Raw genomic sequence first — 16,277 nt, 5'->3', positions numbered from 1 at the left:
GCAAGGATACTCACACAATAAAGAGAGCAAGATAAAAGGAGGAGAACAGATGGCAAAGCAAATCAAAGGCAAAAGCGATAAGTACCATATTCGTCATGGCGGAGATGCGCACCATACGGGGCAAAATGCAAAGCATGAGAATGAAAGCAAGCCGGTAAAAGGCTTTAGCCAAGCACCTCACGGGATGCAATAGTTCATCTGTTAACTCTAAATCATATCTCGCTATCTTCACTTTTCCGAACCCCTTTCGTTTCTTATTAGCGAAAGGGGTTTCTGATTTCATAGACATTTTTCTACAAAATACCACTTGCTTGTGATATGATAGAGGATGTAGTTTTTAGCAAAAATAGGTGAAAAGCTCTATTTCACTTCCTGAAATCTCAATTTATAATGATGGGAATTGTGAGACAAGAGGCTTGGGTTGTAATGGTAAGTGTAACCTTTCTAAGGTGTTGGCTGTCTTAACAAAGGAACATAGATTGCGAGTGGCAAGATTATTTGTCACATAAGGAGACTGATTACATATGCAAGAAACGGTTGCGAACACGAGTAAGCGCACCGCTTCCAAACCGAAGAAACCTAAGAAAAAGAAGACAAAGCTACGCATAATTCTTCTCACCCTGTTAGCCTTATTCATTTTGGGTGGTGGGGCCTATGCCTATTATGTGTACCAGACATTCGATAAAGCTATAGAGAAGGCAACGGAAGACCCTTATCAAGATGTAAACAATGTGCTGCCTGTTGATACGAGCTATAGCTCAAACAAACCTATCTCTGTTGTACTGTTAGGACGAGATTCGAGGCCAGAGACAGGCTCGGCTAATACCGATGTAATGATTGTTGGGGTTATTGATCCTGATACGAAAAAAGTGACAATGATCTCCATTCCCCGAGATACCCGAGTCAAAATTCCAGGCTACCGCGGATATCATAAGGTGAATGCAGTATTTGCCAACGGAGAGGCTGAACGCCGTCAGGCGAAAGCAAAAGGGGAAACACCTACCGAAAATGGGATCACCCTAACGAAAAAAACGCTTGAGCAGGTGCTAGGCATTCCGGTTAACCACTATGTTGAGGTTGATTTTAATGGATTCAAAGCGGTCGTGGATGCGGTAGGTGGAGTGGAAGTCAACATAGATCGTCGACTTGTATATGACGATCCTACTGATAACACCCATATTAACCTTAATCCGGGGCGCCAGGTGCTGAATGGTAAGAATACACTTGATTATGTGCGACACCGTCACGATAATCGTGGCACCAAGTATTATTCCAATGACTTTGATCGAAACCAACGTCAGCAGGAAGTAATTAAGGCGATTATGAATAAGATGCTGTCGATCGAAGGCTTTGCTAAATTGCCTAAAGTAATTGAAACCACTGGTGATCATATCCACACTGATTTTAGCAAGGAACAAATACTAGGCATTGCCAATGACTTTAAAAGCTTTAACATGGATAATTTCGTCGTAGTAGACAGTGGAGCCTTCTGGAGCTCAAGTACAAGCTACACATTGCTACCAACGAGCAAAAAAGATGAGATTCGTCAAACCTTACAAGCTGCTATGAGGCTAGACAGCAATGAGATGGCTAAAATTGATTACAACGACTCTCCGTTTGATAATCAAGTAGTGGAATATGTAAATAATTCCAAATCGAAAAAGAAGCAGCAATCGACGAAATCTAAGCAATCAAGCAACAAGGTTCAATCGGAAGCGAAAGACTCCGATACAACCAAAAATGGGAATGAGCAGCAAGGTAACGAACAAGACCTATTAAATGGTAATGGACAAAATGGTGCAAATGATTCCGGAAATAATGGATTAGATAACAATAATGGAAGCTCAGGACAGTCGGAGAGTAATTCGCCGCCAGCCGATATTATTGACGCCCCTAATTTCCAGCAAAATACCCCAGCTTCTAATCACGAAATGGCGCCTCCACCGGTAAATATTACGCCACCATCAGGTGCGAGCTCACCTTCTGTTGGAAGGGCAACACTTCCCGAGAGCCAAGTGTCCTAAAAGACGGGTAGCCAGTGGGAAATAGAGGTTTTAGAATACTCGTAGCAACAAATAATATAGTAGCATGCCAGCTGGAGAACTTCAGCTGGTTTTTTTTGCTGATAAGGATATATAACGGTGTACAAATCTATGCCAGAATCATTTTTTTAGCTGAGGTGCCTGTGAAAACGTTCCTGTCCCGGAAAAGCTTATAAAAGGTTGATTTACTGATGGCAGGCCCTGATGCTTTGAATGAATCAATCATTTCCAAAATAAATTATTTCAAAGGGATATGAGGTAGTTACCAAAGAGCAAAATCATGATAAAATAAAAGAAACAATCAGAATATTTTTAGGGCTGTATGTTTTGGACGAATGACATTGGCTGTAAGGGAAAGGGGAGATAGGTATGACACTTTTTTTGGTGAATACGGGCCTTGTTCTTTTATTCTTGTATTTTATTAGTCGTCAGAACGATGATGAAATCCTGTATGATGAAGATTATTTCCTCGAACACCCTTCTGCGTTGGAAGAATATCAACAAATGCCAATTGAATTTCAGAATGCCTTCTTCCGTAAGCATAAGGAGTGGCTAAAAGAAAAGTATATGCTAGGAGATAGCTATTTGCTGGGATACTGTCCAAATAAAGATGTCAGGCGGATATGGCTGTCGGAATTTCTAAATAATAAGGACTGCCATCCAACACCATGAATGAGAAAGTAAAAGGCTATTGCTTTATGAAAGCGGTTTCTTTACTTTACGGCTTCCTCTGATTTCAGTATGATGGATGAAGTGCATCATGAGGAGGAAGAAAACGATGTTAGATATATTGGTAGCAAAAGTAGACGAAGAGCTTTCAGCCTACGGTGTAACCACAGAGGTATTACTAAAAACAGAACGCTCGATCTTAGAAGGAGAAGAATACCACGAGGTTGAGATGCGGTTCACGGAGGATGAAGCAAGGGAAGGTGCACCAGTAGCCGTTATTCACTTATTTCCGCTAGAAGAAGCAAAAATGTGCGAAATTGAAGTAGAGGTTACTTATCTTGTAGATGGACGAGATACCAACGCTTTATGGCAAGCTGCTAAAGCCATTGTGCCAGAGATCGCTTTTACAAGCAAAAAGCGTATGCTATCGCCAGAGCAGGACTCGCAGATGGAATGGGTTGCTGATTTTCATTTTATGCTTCCGCTCAATCCAATGGATGAGCAGGATGAATGGAAGCCAGTGCTTACAAATATGGCAGCACATGTAGGAAAATTGGTGCGTATTGTTTATTAACCTGTAAAGGAAAAGGCTCTCAATCGAGAGCCTTTTCTTTTACCATAATTCGGGTCTTTTCTTCATAAATTTTAAATAAAGCGGCCATATCCTCCATTGGATATTTTTCGCTAGCTTGCTGATACATTTGTTCAGCCAGCTTATTGATCGGCATGTCCAGCTCGTAGGCTTTTGCTAATTCCCCAGCAATCCGCATGTCTTTGTATAACAATTGATTGCTAAAGCGTGCATCAAAGTCACGTTGGTGTACCAATGGAACGATTCGATGCAGCATTTTGCTATCTCCCGTACTTGCTGACAGCACCTCATACAACTGAGTTGTATCAACCCCTGCTTTGGTAGCTAATATGAAGGTTTCTGCTAAAGCAGCCGTATGTACACCAATCAAATAGTTATTCATCAGCTTAGCAATACTACCATTACCGATTTTTCCTAGGTAAAACAAATTTGTTCCGAGTGCTTCAAATACTGGTTTAGCTCGCTCGTAATCGTTTTCTAATCCGCCACACATGATAGCTAGGGTACCGGTAGTAGCTCCCATCGGACCGCCGCTGATCGGAGCATCCATATAAGATCCTCCCTTTGCTGTGATAGCGTCATACACGCGTTGATTTAATAACGGGCTTATCGTGGAGTGATCAATCACCAATGTCCCTGTCAGATCAGCGCTTAGAATGCCATTTTCGCCAAAATAAACTTCTTCAATTGTAGAAGGAAGAGGTAGGCAGGTAAGTAAAATATCTACCTTTTCCACCAGATCGGCAGGGTTTTTAGCTTCAACGGCACCTAGAGAAACAGCTTTGTCTATAGGGCCGCGACTTCTCGAAACAACATGCACAGGAAATCCAGCTTTAAGTAAATTTTGTACCATAGGCAGTCCCATCGTACCTAGTCCAATAAATCCAATTGTATCCAGTAGAATCTCCTCCAATTTTTTATAGGTCATGCTTACTCTTTATTATAACAGGGCAAAACAATCATCGTCAGAAAAAAAGGAATTTTTGAAGTGCGTAGAGAAATGAGTGAACATTCATTCAAAAATAGAAAGTGGGGATATCGGATGCTATCACATATTTTTCAGCCAATTCAAATTGCAACACTACAGTTGCCTAACCGTGTGATTATGGGGTCCATGCATGTGGGCTTGGAAGCATTAGATCATGGATATGAGCGCCTTACTGCTTTTTATGTAGAACGAGCAAAGGGAGAAGCAGGCTTAATTGTTACGGGAGGAGCCGCAGTGTTGCCAGAGGGAGGTGGCGGAGCGGGCTTTACGAACATTTATGCAGATGAGCATATTCCACCACTGTATAATATGACTCGTGCTGTCCATGAAGCTGGTGGAAGGATTGCGCTACAGCTTTTTCATGCCGGGCGTTATGCTTACAAGGAAATGACAGGTCTCGACCCTGTAGCTCCTTCTCCATTACAAGCACCTATTAATCGAACTGCCCCTATTGAAATGGATGAGGAATTAATTTTACATACCATTCAAGCTTTTGCAGATGCAGCCCGCCGAGCGAAGGAAGCAGGCTTTGATGCAGTTGAAATCATGGGCTCAGAGGGGTACTTAGTTAATCAATTTTTGTCACCTGTGACCAATCAGCGTTCAGATGGATGGGGAGGAGATTTAAAACGACGTGCGCGATTTGGATTGGAGATAGCTAGGCAGGTTAAGAAAGCGGTTGGTCCAGAGTATCCTGTCCTTTTTCGAATGTCTGGACTTGATGTTATGCCAAACAGTACGACAGTAGAAGAAACGGTTCAATTTGCAGTATGGCTGGAGGAACTAGGTATTGATGCCTTAAATATTGGCATTGGCTGGCACGAGTCGCAAGTGCCCACCATTTCCATGATGGTTCCTCGTGCTTCGTATGTTTGGGTAGCAAAGGAAATCAAAGCGGCAGTGGGTATTCCGGTTATTGCTAGTAATCGCATAAACGATGTTCGTTTGGCAAATCAAATCGTCGCAGAGGGACATAGTGATCTTGTTTCCATGGCTCGGCCTTTTTTGGCAGACCCGTATATTGTAGCCAAGAGCAGAGCCGGGCGTTTTGCTGAGGTTAATACATGCATTGCCTGTAATCAGGCTTGTCTCGACCACATTTTTGAAGGAAAAACAGCTTCTTGTTTAGTTAATCCATTAGCAGGTCGTGAATGGGACATTAGCATTACACCAGCGGAAAAGACCAAGAAGGTGGCAGTTATCGGAGCAGGTCCGGCTGGGCTGGAGGCAGCGCGTGTGCTAGCATTGCGTGGGCATGACGTGTCATTGTGGGAGAGGAATAATCGGTTAGGGGGACAGCTTAATTTTGCCAGTCAGGTTCCTGGGAAGAGCGAATTTAAGGAAACACTCCGCTACTACGAGAATGAGCTACGTAGACTAGGGGTAAAGGTACATCTGGGAGAGGAGGCCACCAGCGATAAGCTTGTCGCTGAAGGGGTAAGTGAAGTCGTCCTTGCTACCGGGGTAATACCACGATCACCTGAGCTTCCGGGGAAGGAGCTGCCGCATGTCGTAAGCTATGCCGATGTCTTTACAGGAAAGGTACCCGTGGGTCAGCAGGTAGTGATCATTGGGGCAGGGGGAATTGCCTGCGATTTATCACATCTACTGGTAACGAACACCACGCTTTCAGCAGAAGCAGGTCAATATTTAGCGGAGTATGGGATCGTATCAGCGAAATCATATGGTAGCATGCAATATAACAAGCGTTCTATCACGCTTTTGCGTCGAGGCAAACATGTTGGTACGGGATTAGGCAAAACCACTCGCTGGGCCGTTCTAGCGTTGTTAAAGAGACACGGAGTAGTGATGAAAACGGAAATTGAGTATAAAGAAATTTTACCGGATGGCGTTCGTATTATAGAGAAAGGACAAGAAGCAATCATTCCGGCAGATACGGTGATAATAGCAGCTGGAAGTACACCGAATCGCATACTGGCAGATTCTTTGCCAGCAGAAATGAAGGTTCATCTGATTGGTGGAGCGAGGGAAGCTGGGGAATTGGATGCGAAACGAGCCATTTGGGAGGGCATGAGCGTAGGGAGAGAAGTATAGCGTACTCTACCGTACCGTGCAAAAGGATACTTTGAACAGATGTATTTTTGCTGTACAAAAAGTCAAGTAAGCCCTACGTTATTTGTTTTTGTCCCATACACATAATGCAATGCCTTACGTACAACATAAATAAAACCTCTCACCCACTCGTATTAATTACTGTGGGTGAAGAGGTTTTTTAGATGATAAGAAGGCAATAAATCCTTCTCTTTTTGAAATGTAAACGCAATAGATGTTCCCTTCCCAAGCTCACTTGCCACTTGAATTTCTCCTCCATGTGCCAATGCTAATTCTTTGGCAATAGCCATACCCAATCCAGTTCCCTGAGTCAGACGGTCTGTATTGGTCCCCCGATAGTAGCGTTCGAATAATTGGTGGGCAACCTCGGGATTCATTCCTGTACCACCATCGCGAATTGTTAACGTGAAGCCCTCTACATTTGGATCATCCGTTTCACAAGCTAGTAAGCAAATCTCTATAGGTGTACCGACAGGATTATGTAGGATGGCATTTGCAATCACATTATCAACCATACGCTGAAAGGCGTACGAGTCTACAGGATAATGAATCGTTGGTAAAGCCGGACGAAAGGTAAGGGAGGCCTCCTGAAATTGAGGATGATTCAAAAAGGAAATAATAGAACGCCGAACAAGCTCATTAATATCCTGAGAGGTAAAAGTAAGCGAATAAGCTCCGTTTTTTAAACGGTAGGTCATGCTCAAATCATTTATCAGGGCATCCATGTAAGTAGATTTTTCGCTCATAGTTGAGCCGAAGTCACGAATTTCCTCCGGTGTCCATTCATAGTTTTTATTCTCCAGCATTTTGGAATAACCCAGTATGGAGGAAAGAGGAGTCTTTAAATCATGCGAGACTCCGGCTATCCATTCCTCGCGAGTTTTTTCTAATTGATTTCGGATTTCGTTGTTACGTTGTAAGCATGCCACGAGATGATGCATGGAGAACATAACTTCCTGATAAATGCGATAGTTGCGTTTATAGTGACCGGACTTGGTGAGACTTTTAGGTAGACCATTTCTGTCTTGGGGCTCCTTATAGGTTCCTTTTGCTATCTGATTCAGCCATTCTAATAAGTGTAGCATTGGCGTGCCAAACCGATGTCCGTACCAAAGAGATAATAATAAAAATACCGTAATAATAGCAATCAGTAGGACAACGATGGTGACCCCAGCAATCTGACCTTCGGAGGAAAGAGAAAACAAGCTTGTAGTAGTACCCGAAGCAGTGGCAGGTGCATGGAGAATCCAGGTTTGTTTTGTTTGATCATCATAGGTGGTAAAAATACGCTCTTGATAGCGTGCTGGATACTGTATCCTCAGCGTTAATTCTTGTACAGAATAGTGGTTCAGGGCATTAGGTGGTTTCAATAAGGAAGCTATTTCTGTTCCGTTTGCATCAAGGAGTTGAAGCCACATATTGCTTTGAAGCAGTTCCTGCTCCAAGGAGGCGGGAATAGCTACACTCCCTGATTGCAGGGTTGCAGCTTTGCTAATTTGTTTCAGCAGCTCTGCCTCCTTATATGTAACCCCATATAACAGTGTGTAGGTTACGCCATCTTTCGGCTCGATCCAGATGTACAGAGAGTATGGAAACTGCTTTTCCCCGTTCCAAATGGCATGAATTTCTCCAGGCCTATAGTGATTCGGCACATCAGGAGGGGTCAGATAGCTAGAGGTCACCATTCCATTTTCGTCAATGGTTTGCAGCCAGCCTCCCGACTTTTTCACCTGAGCCAGCATATCGGGATCAAAAGTAATATTTCCGTTCTCTAAGCGTAGGGTGGTTACTAAATTGGATAAACCTGCACGAGTAAAATCCCGGCTCATCTCTAGCTCATTGATTTTAGCGTGCATAAATGAAAAAGCCACCGTGACGAAGCCAATCGAGATGAAGGAGGCGACCAATAATAAGGAAATGAATTGAAGAATGAGACGATTTTTCATATTCATACTGGTTTAGCCCCACGCTGGAGTAGCTTGTAACCAAGTCCTCTAATTGTAACTAGATAGATTGGATTGCTTGGTATTGGTTCAATTCGCTCACGAATCCGATGAATATGCACCATTACTGTATTGTCATCAGAAAAGGAATTGTGCCCCCAGACATGCTCGTAAAGCTGTTGCTTACTAAAAATCCGATTCGGATTCTGGCATAAAAATAGCAGGAGCTGATAAACCTGAGCGGGGAAATCGACAACCTTATTAGCGACCCTCACTTCCCCAGCTTGTTCATCTAGTAGAAAGTGGCCGAAATCATAGACCGTGGTCGGATTTACTGCTATGGGTTCTCGTTCCGTTGATTGTAGGTAACGACGTAGATGGGCTTTTATACGGGCTACCACCTCTAAGGGATGAAAGGGTTTGGTAATGTAATCGTCTGCACCCACCGCAAAGCCGGATAATTTGTCTAAATCGGTATTTTTCGCTGTTACAAACAGAATGGGAGCATTGGTATACACTCGCAGTAATGGACATATCTCTACGCCGCTTTTTCCAGGTAGCATGACGTCCAATAAGATAAGATCATAGGTTTTATTCTGACAGGCATTCAAGGCATCTTCGGCTGAGATTGCCACATCCACATGCTCAAATCCTTCTTTAGAAAGAACGGTTCTTAGCATTTTACCGATGGCTAGCTCATCGTCCACCACCAAAAGTTGTGCATGAAGCATGCACCATTCCTCCTTTATGTATAAATCCTCTTCGGACTGCTTCTAGGGTTTATCATACCATGGTTTTCTCGGGATTTTAGACACGCGATCTTAACTCAGTCTTAACGAATAAAGAAGAACAGGAAGAGGACAAGCGTACAAAGTAAGCTACTCGTAAGGAAGAGTTTCGAGAGGGGTAATGTTCTTCTGATAAGGTTAAAAAAGAAAATTTCGAGAGGGGTCTATTTATGAAACGATCTATTTACCCGCCTATCCTTTTAGTAGCTGCGCTGGGAGTCAGTCTCACTGCTTGCGGGAAGCCGGTGGTTCATCAGTCTGAGAAAACAGAAGTAGTGCAAAAAAAGGAGACGGGAAGCATCATGCAGCCGATCAAGCCGAAGCAATTCGGTGAAGTATTTTTAGACGAGGAGTATGAACGAATCCATGCACAAATGACCAAGGAATTTCAGCAGCAAGTAAGCTCAGAGGAATTGAAGCAACTCGCCCATCCATTTCAGGAGGGAATAACAGGCTATACGTTACAGGCTGATGTACCAATAGGAAATGGTTATCAGCAATATCTATGGCTGGATCAAAGTGGTACAAAGGGATTAAGTGCTATATTTAACCAGCAACAAAAAATTAATGGACTAAAAATTATGCCACTAAAGGCTTTTCCACAAACGGATCAGGCCTTTACAAAAAATGTCTTCACTCCTCCTGTCAAACAGGATTGGTTTGTCTTTTGGGGAGGGACAAACGAATTATTTAACTACCATTATGAGCAAGAAAATCAGCGTTATGCTTACGATTTGGTTATCATGAAGGATGGCAAGACCTATCAGGGTGACCCGTCTAAGAATGAAAGCTACTATGCTTACGGGCAGGAGGTGAGTGCTGCGGCGGATGGCAAGGTAGTGAAGGTGGAAAATAAAATCCCTGATAACGTACCCGTTGGCACAACGAATAAAACAGAACTGCTTGGTAACCATGTGATTATAGACCATGGAAATGGCGAGTATAGTGTCACTGCACATTTAAAAACAGGCTCTCTTAAAGTAAAAGTAGGAGATAAGGTGAAACGAGGTGAGATCATTGGATTGTGCGGAAATTCAGGTAATTCTAGTGAAGCACATATTCATTTTCAAGTTTCTAACTCACCTGAGGTTATGAATAATAAGTCCATTCGCATTAAGTGGGAAGGGAATGCGAATCCGATTCGCGGCGAATACATGAAAAAAGGCTCGTAGATGTTAACGAAGTAGTAACGTTGATTGTAAGACAGAAGGAAAACGTAGCAAGAAGCATAAGTATATAGCTTCTTGCTACGTTTTTTATCTACACAGCTAGGAGAATTAGCTTCTATTATAAATCGAGTAAGCGAAGTGATAGACACTGTCTACATTAGAAGTTAGCTTGGTTGATCCACTAGCCACTACAAGCGGAATCACATCATAATAGTGTATAAACGAGTAGAGGTAGTGGGTGTTCTGACCGATAGCCGGGCCAATTCCGTTCACGGCGATACTAAAGTTTCCATTGGCATCGGCTGTTCCTGTGCCTGAATAGACCGTATTATTAAGACGTGTCACGACATATACCGTAATGGGAACATTATAAGCCGGGTAGCCATTGGCATCGTATGCTTTTCCATGAACGGTAATATTATTTTTAATTCTCCATTTTTTCCCCTGAGAATAATCGACTAAGCCTTCCACACCTCCATCTGAGTTAATGTTGTTGATTACTACAGAGCTCGCTACTGATTGGTCTTTAACACTTAACGTATAGGTCTGAGAATCACTATAGCCTGATGAAGAGAGAACGCGAATAAAGTAGTCACCTTTAGGGAAATTGACGAGATACTGCTTGTTTTGATCGAGGCTCAGGAGTACATTTGCTGCTGCATCTAATATATCTGCGCGATAAACGGTACCTGAGATCTGGTTGTCTAGGGTGACAGAGATTGATTTTGGTTCTAGTACGTGGAAATAACTCCAATCTTCATCGAATGGATTATCAATCGTTTGGGTATTGGTAAAGGTGGTGGAATCCTTTTCCTGAGCGAGCCATGCATTGTCATCGGGTTCAGATTTGTCGTAGGTAGTGGAGTGCTTGACTACGAGAGCAAAGGTATTAGCCGTATCAAAGCCTTTAACGGAATTTACGGCTATGTAGTAATAACCTTCAGGGGCGATGCGGGCAACCTGTTCGTTTTTTCCCGCTTGATAGGAGGAGATTAATTCTTCTTCAAGCTTCATCGTTTCCTCATTTAATTTAAAGAGATGCAGATCATAATTCACGTCAGTGGAGCGAACTGTTTGAAGGAAGACGGTTAATTTTCCAGGCTTAGTATTATAGAAGGCATACCATCTGATCTCGCCTTCCTTATTGATGGTGCCAGAGTGAATAGAGTCGATGGTGATTGGCTTAGCATTATTTGCGTCCGTATTTTCTGCCTCAGCTTCGGCAGTAGCGGATTTTTTCTTTTTGGGGGCAGAGAGAGAATCATCAATGTCCACTGTTTTTTCTTCAGGATCAAGTAGCTTTTCTGCCCCCTCCTCAACAACTAGCTTTTCTCCTAAAGGTTTTCCTAGCTTTTCTGAGCCTAACTCTACTTCTTTAATCTGGGGCTTGTCCGGCTTTTTCTCTTCAATGACTTCCTTGGCAAAGCCTACACTACTACTAAAAGCGGTTGTAAAGAGGAGAGCAACAGATAATAACACTTTTTTCACCATTTGAATAATAAGCCTCCCTTTGTGATGAAATGAATAGCTTGAATACTATATTATCAATAAATGTAATATTATTCCATATATTATTTCTTACAATTTTTTGAATGTAAGATAAAAATTTAATGGTGATTTCTTCGAAGAAATTTTATGTGATGTGCGAAAAACGAAAATCTTACGGGTTTCTACTATTACAAACTAGGTAAGATGTGGTAAAACTAGAGAAGAACGGAGGCGAATGAGATGCATTCCATGATTATAAGCAAGATTGAAAGCCAATTAAATAGCTTTACGCAGGCAGAGAGAAAAGTAGCAAGCTATATTGTGAATCATGCTGAATTAATTCCAACCATGACAACAAAACAAATTTCCAAGCAATCAGGCGCAAGCGAAGCTAGTGTCGTTCGGTTTTGTAAATCAATTGGGATGAGTAGCTTTCAGGCGTTTAAGCTGGCGCTAGTTCGAGATTTAACTCGCTCAGATATGAATATGAGCGACTTCTCCATCATTAAAAAGCAGGACGAGCCCTATGAATTATTTCAAAAAGTCCAGTATCACAATAAGACTGCTATTGAGGAAATATCCACTTCTCTTGACAGACGGGAATTAGAAAAAGCGGTAGAGGCTATTTTACAGACGAAGAGTGTCATCTTTTACGGTGTAGGTGGCTCCTCGGTAGTGTCCTTGGATGGTTGTCATAAATTTAGAAAAATTGGTTACTACTCGGAGATGACCACCGATTTTCATATGATGCTTCCTGTGGTGTCCAATATGAAAAAAGGAGGGGTACTGATCGCTATTTCTGTAAGCGGGAATACCAAAGAGGTGCTGGAAATCGTACGTTTCGCTAAAAAGAAGCAGGTGACGGTTATCGCTATTACCAATGTAACGAAATCTCCTTTGTATAAAGAAGCTGACATTAAGCTTTGTACGCCAAATATTGAACAGGATTTTCGTGTAGGTAGTTTTGCTTCCAGAATTATGCACTTAACGATTGTGGATGCCTTATATGTCAGTGTGTTTAATCGAATAGGGGAAACGGTTATTGAGAACTTTAATGAAATTCGTGAAGAGGTATTAAGGTCTAGCAGGTAGGAGGGGAGATTAGGTGCGCGGATGCTTGCCTTTATGCTGCATCCTTGCTCTCTTACTACCTATTTTTTTATTGTGCATTGAAATTTTGATTCATAAAATAAATAAAATAATTGACGTTTTATTTCAAAGTGGTAAAATGAAAGCGGAAACAAAATAGGAGCAGAAGGTGAGCGCATGCTGGAGAAATTGGTAACAGAGACACGTAATGATAGAACGATGAATTTGGACCAGATGACGATCCTAAACGTGTTGCAAATCATGAATGAGGAAGATCAAAAGGTACCACGTGCCATTGCTGCTGAGCTGGAGCAGATTGAAAGAGCCATTCAGCTAGTGATTCGCTCTTTTAAACAAGACGGAAGACTTATTTATATAGGAGCCGGTACCAGTGGACGATTAGGAATCCTGGATGCAGTGGAATGCCCTCCTACTTTTGGTACTGATTTTGAGATGGTACAAGGATTGATTGCTGGGGGAAAAGAGGCTTTTGTCGTTGCGGTGGAAGGTGCCGAGGATAATGCTGAGTTTGCTAAAAGTGACCTGCAAGCCATTGGATTAACAGACAAAGACACCGTTATCGGGATTGCAGCCAGCGGACGTACACCTTATGTTATCGGCGCTCTCCAGTATGCGAGCAGTGTAGGAGCCAGCACAGCCAGCCTTGCTTGTAATAAGGGTGCGGAGATTAGTCGATTTGCTCATGTGGCTATCGAGGTAGTTCCAGGTCCTGAAATTTTGACGGGCTCCACTCGATTAAAGGCGGGAACAGCACAGAAGCTAGTATTAAATATGATCTCCACCTGCTCGATGATTGGCGTTGGCAAAGTGTATAAAAACCTGATGGTAGATGTTCAGCCAACTAATCTAAAGCTAGTGGAGCGTTCCAAGCGAATTATTATGCAAGCAACAGAGGTTAGCTACGAGCAAGCTACTGAATTCTATGAAAAGGCTAACAAGAATGTAAAAGCAGCAATCGTGATGATATTAGCTGCATGTGAATATGAAGAGGCGCTGGAGCGTTTGCAAAAGTATGAAGGATTTGTTCAGCACGCCCTCCAACAATCATCAGAATAGTGTCGCAAGTAAAAATACAACCATTATAAACAAATAGATTCGACAACATGCATAGTGGGGTGTAACACTAAAGGCAGGTATAAAGCAGGTATCGAAAAGCATTTCGTTCATCATGCTTGTATAAAACCTACCTGCTGATGTCCAAGGGCTTCCCCCGCTCTTGAAAGCTAGTGCTTTATTTTAGTAAAGGTTACAAAAAACTTTCATACATGCAAAAGGAGGAATCGTAATGAAGGTATTATTCGTATGTTCCGCAGGGATGTCCAGTGCTATTGTGGTAAACGCTCTTAAAAAAGAAGCAGATAAGCATGGGGTCGAAATGGAAGTGAAGGCTGTTAGTACACAAGAATTTGCTGAGGAAGTGAAAAATGGCTGGAATGTAGCCATGGTAGCTCCTCAGGTACGTCATCGTTTTGAACAGTTAAAACAAGAAGCGGATGCAGCAGGAGTGCCGTGCGAACTGATTCCACCTCAGGGCTACACACCACTTGGTGGAGCAACCTTATTTAAAAAAGTACAGGAAGTAGCAAAGTAATCAGACACCTAGAACATTTCTTGTAAAGAGGATGTCCGCAGGGCGTAAAGGGGGAAGTAAGACAATGGACGCTTTTGTACAATTTTTAGATAAACACTTGTCAGGTCCTATTGCTCGTATCGCTGAACAACGACATTTACGTGCAATCCGTGACGGGGTTATCTCCGCTTTACCGTTTATTATCGTAGGAAGTTTCTTCTTAATTATTGCTTTCCCACCGTTGCCACAAGATTGGGCAATCACAATGTGGGCAAAGGAAAATGCGGGTCAAATTCTTATTCCATACCGTATGACGATGTTTATCATGTCACTCTACATTTCCTTTGGGATAGGGCATAATCTGGCGAAGAGCTATAATCTTGATCCTTTGGCAGGTTCACAATTAGCAATCATGGCATTTCTCATGACGATTGCACCTAAAGTGATGGATGGAGCAGGCTTTGTTCTTCCAATGACCAATCTAGGTGGACACGGCTTGTTCGTAGCGATGCTTGCTTCTATTTTTGCTGTAGAGGTATTGCGCTTCTGTAAACAGCGCAATTTGATGATCAAGCTTCCAGATCAGGTGCCGCCTTCCCTGCTACGTTCTTTTGAAGCATTGATCCCGGTAGCAATCGTGCTTCTGATCATGACAATCATTACGGTTGTCTTTAAAATTGATTTACATGGACTTGTTGATAAAATTATTGCACCGTTAGTAAAAGCAGGAGATAGCTTGCCTGGTATACTAATTCCGGTTATTTTAATTACGTTCTTCTGGGCATTTGGTATCCATGGGGTTTCCATTGTAGGTACGATTGCTCGTCCACTATGGGAAGTGTATTTGGCTAAAAATGCGGAGGCAGTAGCCGCTGGTCAAGCGATTCCGCATGTGGCACCTGAAACATTCTTTCAATGGTATGTTTGGGTTGGAGGATCAGGTGCGACACTTGGTCTTGTCCTATGTATGCTGTTATTTGCCAAATCAAACTATCACAAGACATTAGGAAAAACTGTCATTGTACCGGGGATCTTCAATATTAATGAACCCGTGATTTTCGGGATGCCGATTGTGTTAAATCCAGTGCTGATTATACCTTTCGTTATCGTTCCTGTTATTACGGCTTCCTTGTCGTATTATGCCACTGTGCTTGGCTTGGTGAATCCGACTTACATTATGGTACCGTGGACACTGCCAGCACCGATTGGAGCGTATCTGGCTACGGGCGGGGATTGGAGAGCCATTATTCTGGTCGTAATCAATATCCTGATTTCCTTCCTGATCTACATTCCATTCTTTAAAATGTATGACAAAAAAGTAGTGGACCAAGAAAGAGAAGCTGAGGAAACAGCGACAATGTAAACATGATGTAAGATAAAGAAAGGGGGGACGTGGAGCAAAGGGAGCTTATGGCATTCTTTGTCCACGTCTCTTTTGTTGGAGAAGCATACATGGTAGATGAGTAGCATTCTACTCACATTACGTTCTTGTTATCTGATAGTGTTGTTTTGCATAGAGGGGAGGAATGGACAATGGAGGAGAGCAACAAGCTTATTAAATTTCGTTGGAAAAGCGCTTTTTTCTTTTTTACGTTTTTGGTGGGCTTAAATTTGCTGCTTACCCCGTTTCTGATGTGGTTGGGACTATCCCAGCAAGCGAGTCTATTTCTAGTAAATAGCTTGGCTGGAGGCGCAGGCGTCAGTATCGTTATGCTTTACTTTGAAGGCAAATATAAAAATCATATGCAGGCTATCACATTTATTATCGGTTCATTAGTGGTTTGTACGGCGGCTAGTTATTATCTCGTGTACTTGTACTAAGCTTGCCATTATTTCCTCAAAAGA

Annotated in this window: 15 protein-coding genes; 11 read left to right on the top strand and 4 right to left on the bottom strand. The window is 42.5% G+C overall.

The genetic code is table 11. From position 1 onward, the window contains the following. Nucleotides 1-49: 49 nt before the first annotated feature. The 4 genes from BRLA_RS24375 (at nucleotide 50) to BRLA_RS18375 (ending at nucleotide 3,285) form a co-directional block, all read left to right on the top strand. The gene (locus BRLA_RS24375; RefSeq protein ID WP_003340095.1) at nucleotides 50-193 is read left to right on the top strand and encodes a hypothetical protein; all 144 of its coding nucleotides are present in this window, start codon (nucleotides 50-52) and stop codon (nucleotides 191-193) included. 331 nt (nucleotides 194-524) lie between these two features. Beyond that, complete coding sequence (locus tag BRLA_RS18385) at nucleotides 525-2,024, top strand: LCP family protein (RefSeq protein WP_003338722.1); 1,500 nt, start codon at nucleotides 525-527, stop codon at nucleotides 2,022-2,024. A 387-nt stretch (nucleotides 2,025-2,411) separates the two neighbouring features. After that, nucleotides 2,412-2,714: a hypothetical protein gene (locus tag BRLA_RS18380; protein ID WP_003338723.1), complete on the top strand. Its 303-nt coding sequence runs from the start codon at nucleotides 2,412-2,414 to the stop codon at nucleotides 2,712-2,714. Nucleotides 2,715-2,820: 106 nt separating this feature from the next. Continuing rightward, complete coding sequence (locus tag BRLA_RS18375; RefSeq protein ID WP_003338724.1) at nucleotides 2,821-3,285, top strand: hypothetical protein; 465 nt, start codon at nucleotides 2,821-2,823, stop codon at nucleotides 3,283-3,285. 19 nt (nucleotides 3,286-3,304) lie between these two features. Here the strand turns inward: BRLA_RS18375 and BRLA_RS18370 are convergent, their stop codons facing one another. Beyond that, nucleotides 3,305-4,231, bottom strand: a complete 927-nt coding sequence (locus tag BRLA_RS18370) for an NAD(P)-dependent oxidoreductase (protein ID WP_003338725.1) — start codon at nucleotides 4,229-4,231, stop codon at nucleotides 3,305-3,307. A 114-nt stretch (nucleotides 4,232-4,345) separates the two neighbouring features. On the opposite strand from BRLA_RS18370, the gene BRLA_RS18365 reads away from it, so the two are divergent. Beyond that, entirely contained in the window at nucleotides 4,346-6,346 is a 2,001-nt protein-coding gene (locus tag BRLA_RS18365; protein ID WP_022586448.1) for an oxidoreductase, read from the top strand. A gap of 152 nt (nucleotides 6,347-6,498) precedes the next feature. Here BRLA_RS18365 and BRLA_RS18360 read toward each other — a convergent pair whose 3' ends face one another. Both BRLA_RS18360 and BRLA_RS18355 read right to left on the bottom strand, forming a co-directional pair. Beyond that, nucleotides 6,499-8,316 carry a sensor histidine kinase gene (locus BRLA_RS18360; RefSeq protein ID WP_003338728.1) on the bottom strand — a complete coding sequence of 606 codons (1,818 nt, stop codon included), beginning with the start codon at nucleotides 8,314-8,316 and terminating at the stop codon, nucleotides 6,499-6,501. After that, on the bottom strand, nucleotides 8,313-9,038 hold the full coding sequence (locus tag BRLA_RS18355) for a response regulator transcription factor (RefSeq protein WP_003338730.1): 726 nt from the start codon (nucleotides 9,036-9,038) through the stop codon (nucleotides 8,313-8,315). The genes BRLA_RS18360 and BRLA_RS18355 overlap by 4 nt, the downstream gene beginning before the upstream one ends. A gap of 227 nt (nucleotides 9,039-9,265) precedes the next feature. Between BRLA_RS18355 and BRLA_RS18350 the strand changes: the two genes are divergently transcribed. Continuing rightward, complete coding sequence (locus BRLA_RS18350) at nucleotides 9,266-10,267, top strand: M23 family metallopeptidase (RefSeq protein WP_003338731.1); 1,002 nt, start codon at nucleotides 9,266-9,268, stop codon at nucleotides 10,265-10,267. 105 nt (nucleotides 10,268-10,372) lie between these two features. On the opposite strand, the gene BRLA_RS18345 is transcribed toward BRLA_RS18350, so the two are convergent. Further along, nucleotides 10,373-11,755, bottom strand: coding sequence for a hypothetical protein (locus BRLA_RS18345; RefSeq protein ID WP_003338732.1), 1,383 nt, complete (start codon nucleotides 11,753-11,755; stop codon nucleotides 10,373-10,375). Between the two features lie 237 nt (nucleotides 11,756-11,992). Here BRLA_RS18345 and BRLA_RS18340 point away from each other — a divergent pair, with 237 nt between their 5' ends. From BRLA_RS18340 to BRLA_RS18320, 5 genes are all read left to right on the top strand, one after another. Next, nucleotides 11,993-12,844 carry a MurR/RpiR family transcriptional regulator gene (locus tag BRLA_RS18340; protein WP_003338733.1) on the top strand — a complete coding sequence of 284 codons (852 nt, stop codon included), beginning with the start codon at nucleotides 11,993-11,995 and terminating at the stop codon, nucleotides 12,842-12,844. A 174-nt stretch (nucleotides 12,845-13,018) separates the two neighbouring features. Beyond that, nucleotides 13,019-13,918 carry an N-acetylmuramic acid 6-phosphate etherase gene (gene murQ, locus BRLA_RS18335; RefSeq protein ID WP_003338736.1) on the top strand — a complete coding sequence of 300 codons (900 nt, stop codon included), beginning with the start codon at nucleotides 13,019-13,021 and terminating at the stop codon, nucleotides 13,916-13,918. A 229-nt stretch (nucleotides 13,919-14,147) separates the two neighbouring features. After that, entirely contained in the window at nucleotides 14,148-14,453 is a 306-nt protein-coding gene (locus tag BRLA_RS18330; RefSeq protein WP_003338738.1) for a PTS sugar transporter subunit IIB, read from the top strand. A gap of 64 nt (nucleotides 14,454-14,517) precedes the next feature. Continuing rightward, on the top strand, nucleotides 14,518-15,795 hold the full coding sequence (locus BRLA_RS18325) for a PTS sugar transporter subunit IIC (protein WP_003338739.1): 1,278 nt from the start codon (nucleotides 14,518-14,520) through the stop codon (nucleotides 15,793-15,795). A gap of 170 nt (nucleotides 15,796-15,965) precedes the next feature. After that, on the top strand, nucleotides 15,966-16,253 hold the full coding sequence (locus BRLA_RS18320; RefSeq protein WP_051876128.1) for a hypothetical protein: 288 nt from the start codon (nucleotides 15,966-15,968) through the stop codon (nucleotides 16,251-16,253). Nucleotides 16,254-16,277 lie beyond the last annotated feature (24 nt).

The organism is Brevibacillus laterosporus LMG 15441, from assembly GCF_000219535.2.
Taxonomy (GTDB): domain Bacteria; phylum Bacillota; class Bacilli; order Brevibacillales; family Brevibacillaceae; genus Brevibacillus_B; species Brevibacillus_B halotolerans.
This window is presented reverse-complemented; position numbering and strand designations above follow the sequence as displayed.

What these genes read in the sequence shown, in the direction of transcription:
- BRLA_RS24375 (WP_003340095.1), top strand. Translation starts at nt 50, where the DNA reads ATGGCAAAGCAAATCAAAGGCAAAAGCGATAAGTACCATATTCGTCAT.
- BRLA_RS18385 (WP_003338722.1), top strand. Translation starts at nt 525, where the DNA reads ATGCAAGAAACGGTTGCGAACACGAGTAAGCGCACCGCTTCCAAACCG.
- BRLA_RS18380 (WP_003338723.1), top strand. Translation starts at nt 2,412, where the DNA reads ATGACACTTTTTTTGGTGAATACGGGCCTTGTTCTTTTATTCTTGTAT.
- BRLA_RS18375 (WP_003338724.1), top strand. Translation starts at nt 2,821, where the DNA reads ATGTTAGATATATTGGTAGCAAAAGTAGACGAAGAGCTTTCAGCCTAC.
- BRLA_RS18370 (WP_003338725.1), bottom strand. Translation starts at nt 4,231, where the DNA reads ATGACCTATAAAAAATTGGAGGAGATTCTACTGGATACAATTGGATTT.
- BRLA_RS18365 (WP_022586448.1), top strand. Translation starts at nt 4,346, where the DNA reads ATGCTATCACATATTTTTCAGCCAATTCAAATTGCAACACTACAGTTG.
- BRLA_RS18360 (WP_003338728.1), bottom strand. Translation starts at nt 8,316, where the DNA reads ATGAATATGAAAAATCGTCTCATTCTTCAATTCATTTCCTTATTATTG.
- BRLA_RS18355 (WP_003338730.1), bottom strand. Translation starts at nt 9,038, where the DNA reads ATGCTTCATGCACAACTTTTGGTGGTGGACGATGAGCTAGCCATCGGT.
- BRLA_RS18350 (WP_003338731.1), top strand. Translation starts at nt 9,266, where the DNA reads ATGAAACGATCTATTTACCCGCCTATCCTTTTAGTAGCTGCGCTGGGA.
- BRLA_RS18345 (WP_003338732.1), bottom strand. Translation starts at nt 11,755, where the DNA reads ATGGTGAAAAAAGTGTTATTATCTGTTGCTCTCCTCTTTACAACCGCT.
- BRLA_RS18340 (WP_003338733.1), top strand. Translation starts at nt 11,993, where the DNA reads ATGCATTCCATGATTATAAGCAAGATTGAAAGCCAATTAAATAGCTTT.
- murQ (WP_003338736.1), top strand. Translation starts at nt 13,019, where the DNA reads ATGCTGGAGAAATTGGTAACAGAGACACGTAATGATAGAACGATGAAT.
- BRLA_RS18330 (WP_003338738.1), top strand. Translation starts at nt 14,148, where the DNA reads ATGAAGGTATTATTCGTATGTTCCGCAGGGATGTCCAGTGCTATTGTG.
- BRLA_RS18325 (WP_003338739.1), top strand. Translation starts at nt 14,518, where the DNA reads ATGGACGCTTTTGTACAATTTTTAGATAAACACTTGTCAGGTCCTATT.
- BRLA_RS18320 (WP_051876128.1), top strand. Translation starts at nt 15,966, where the DNA reads ATGGAGGAGAGCAACAAGCTTATTAAATTTCGTTGGAAAAGCGCTTTT.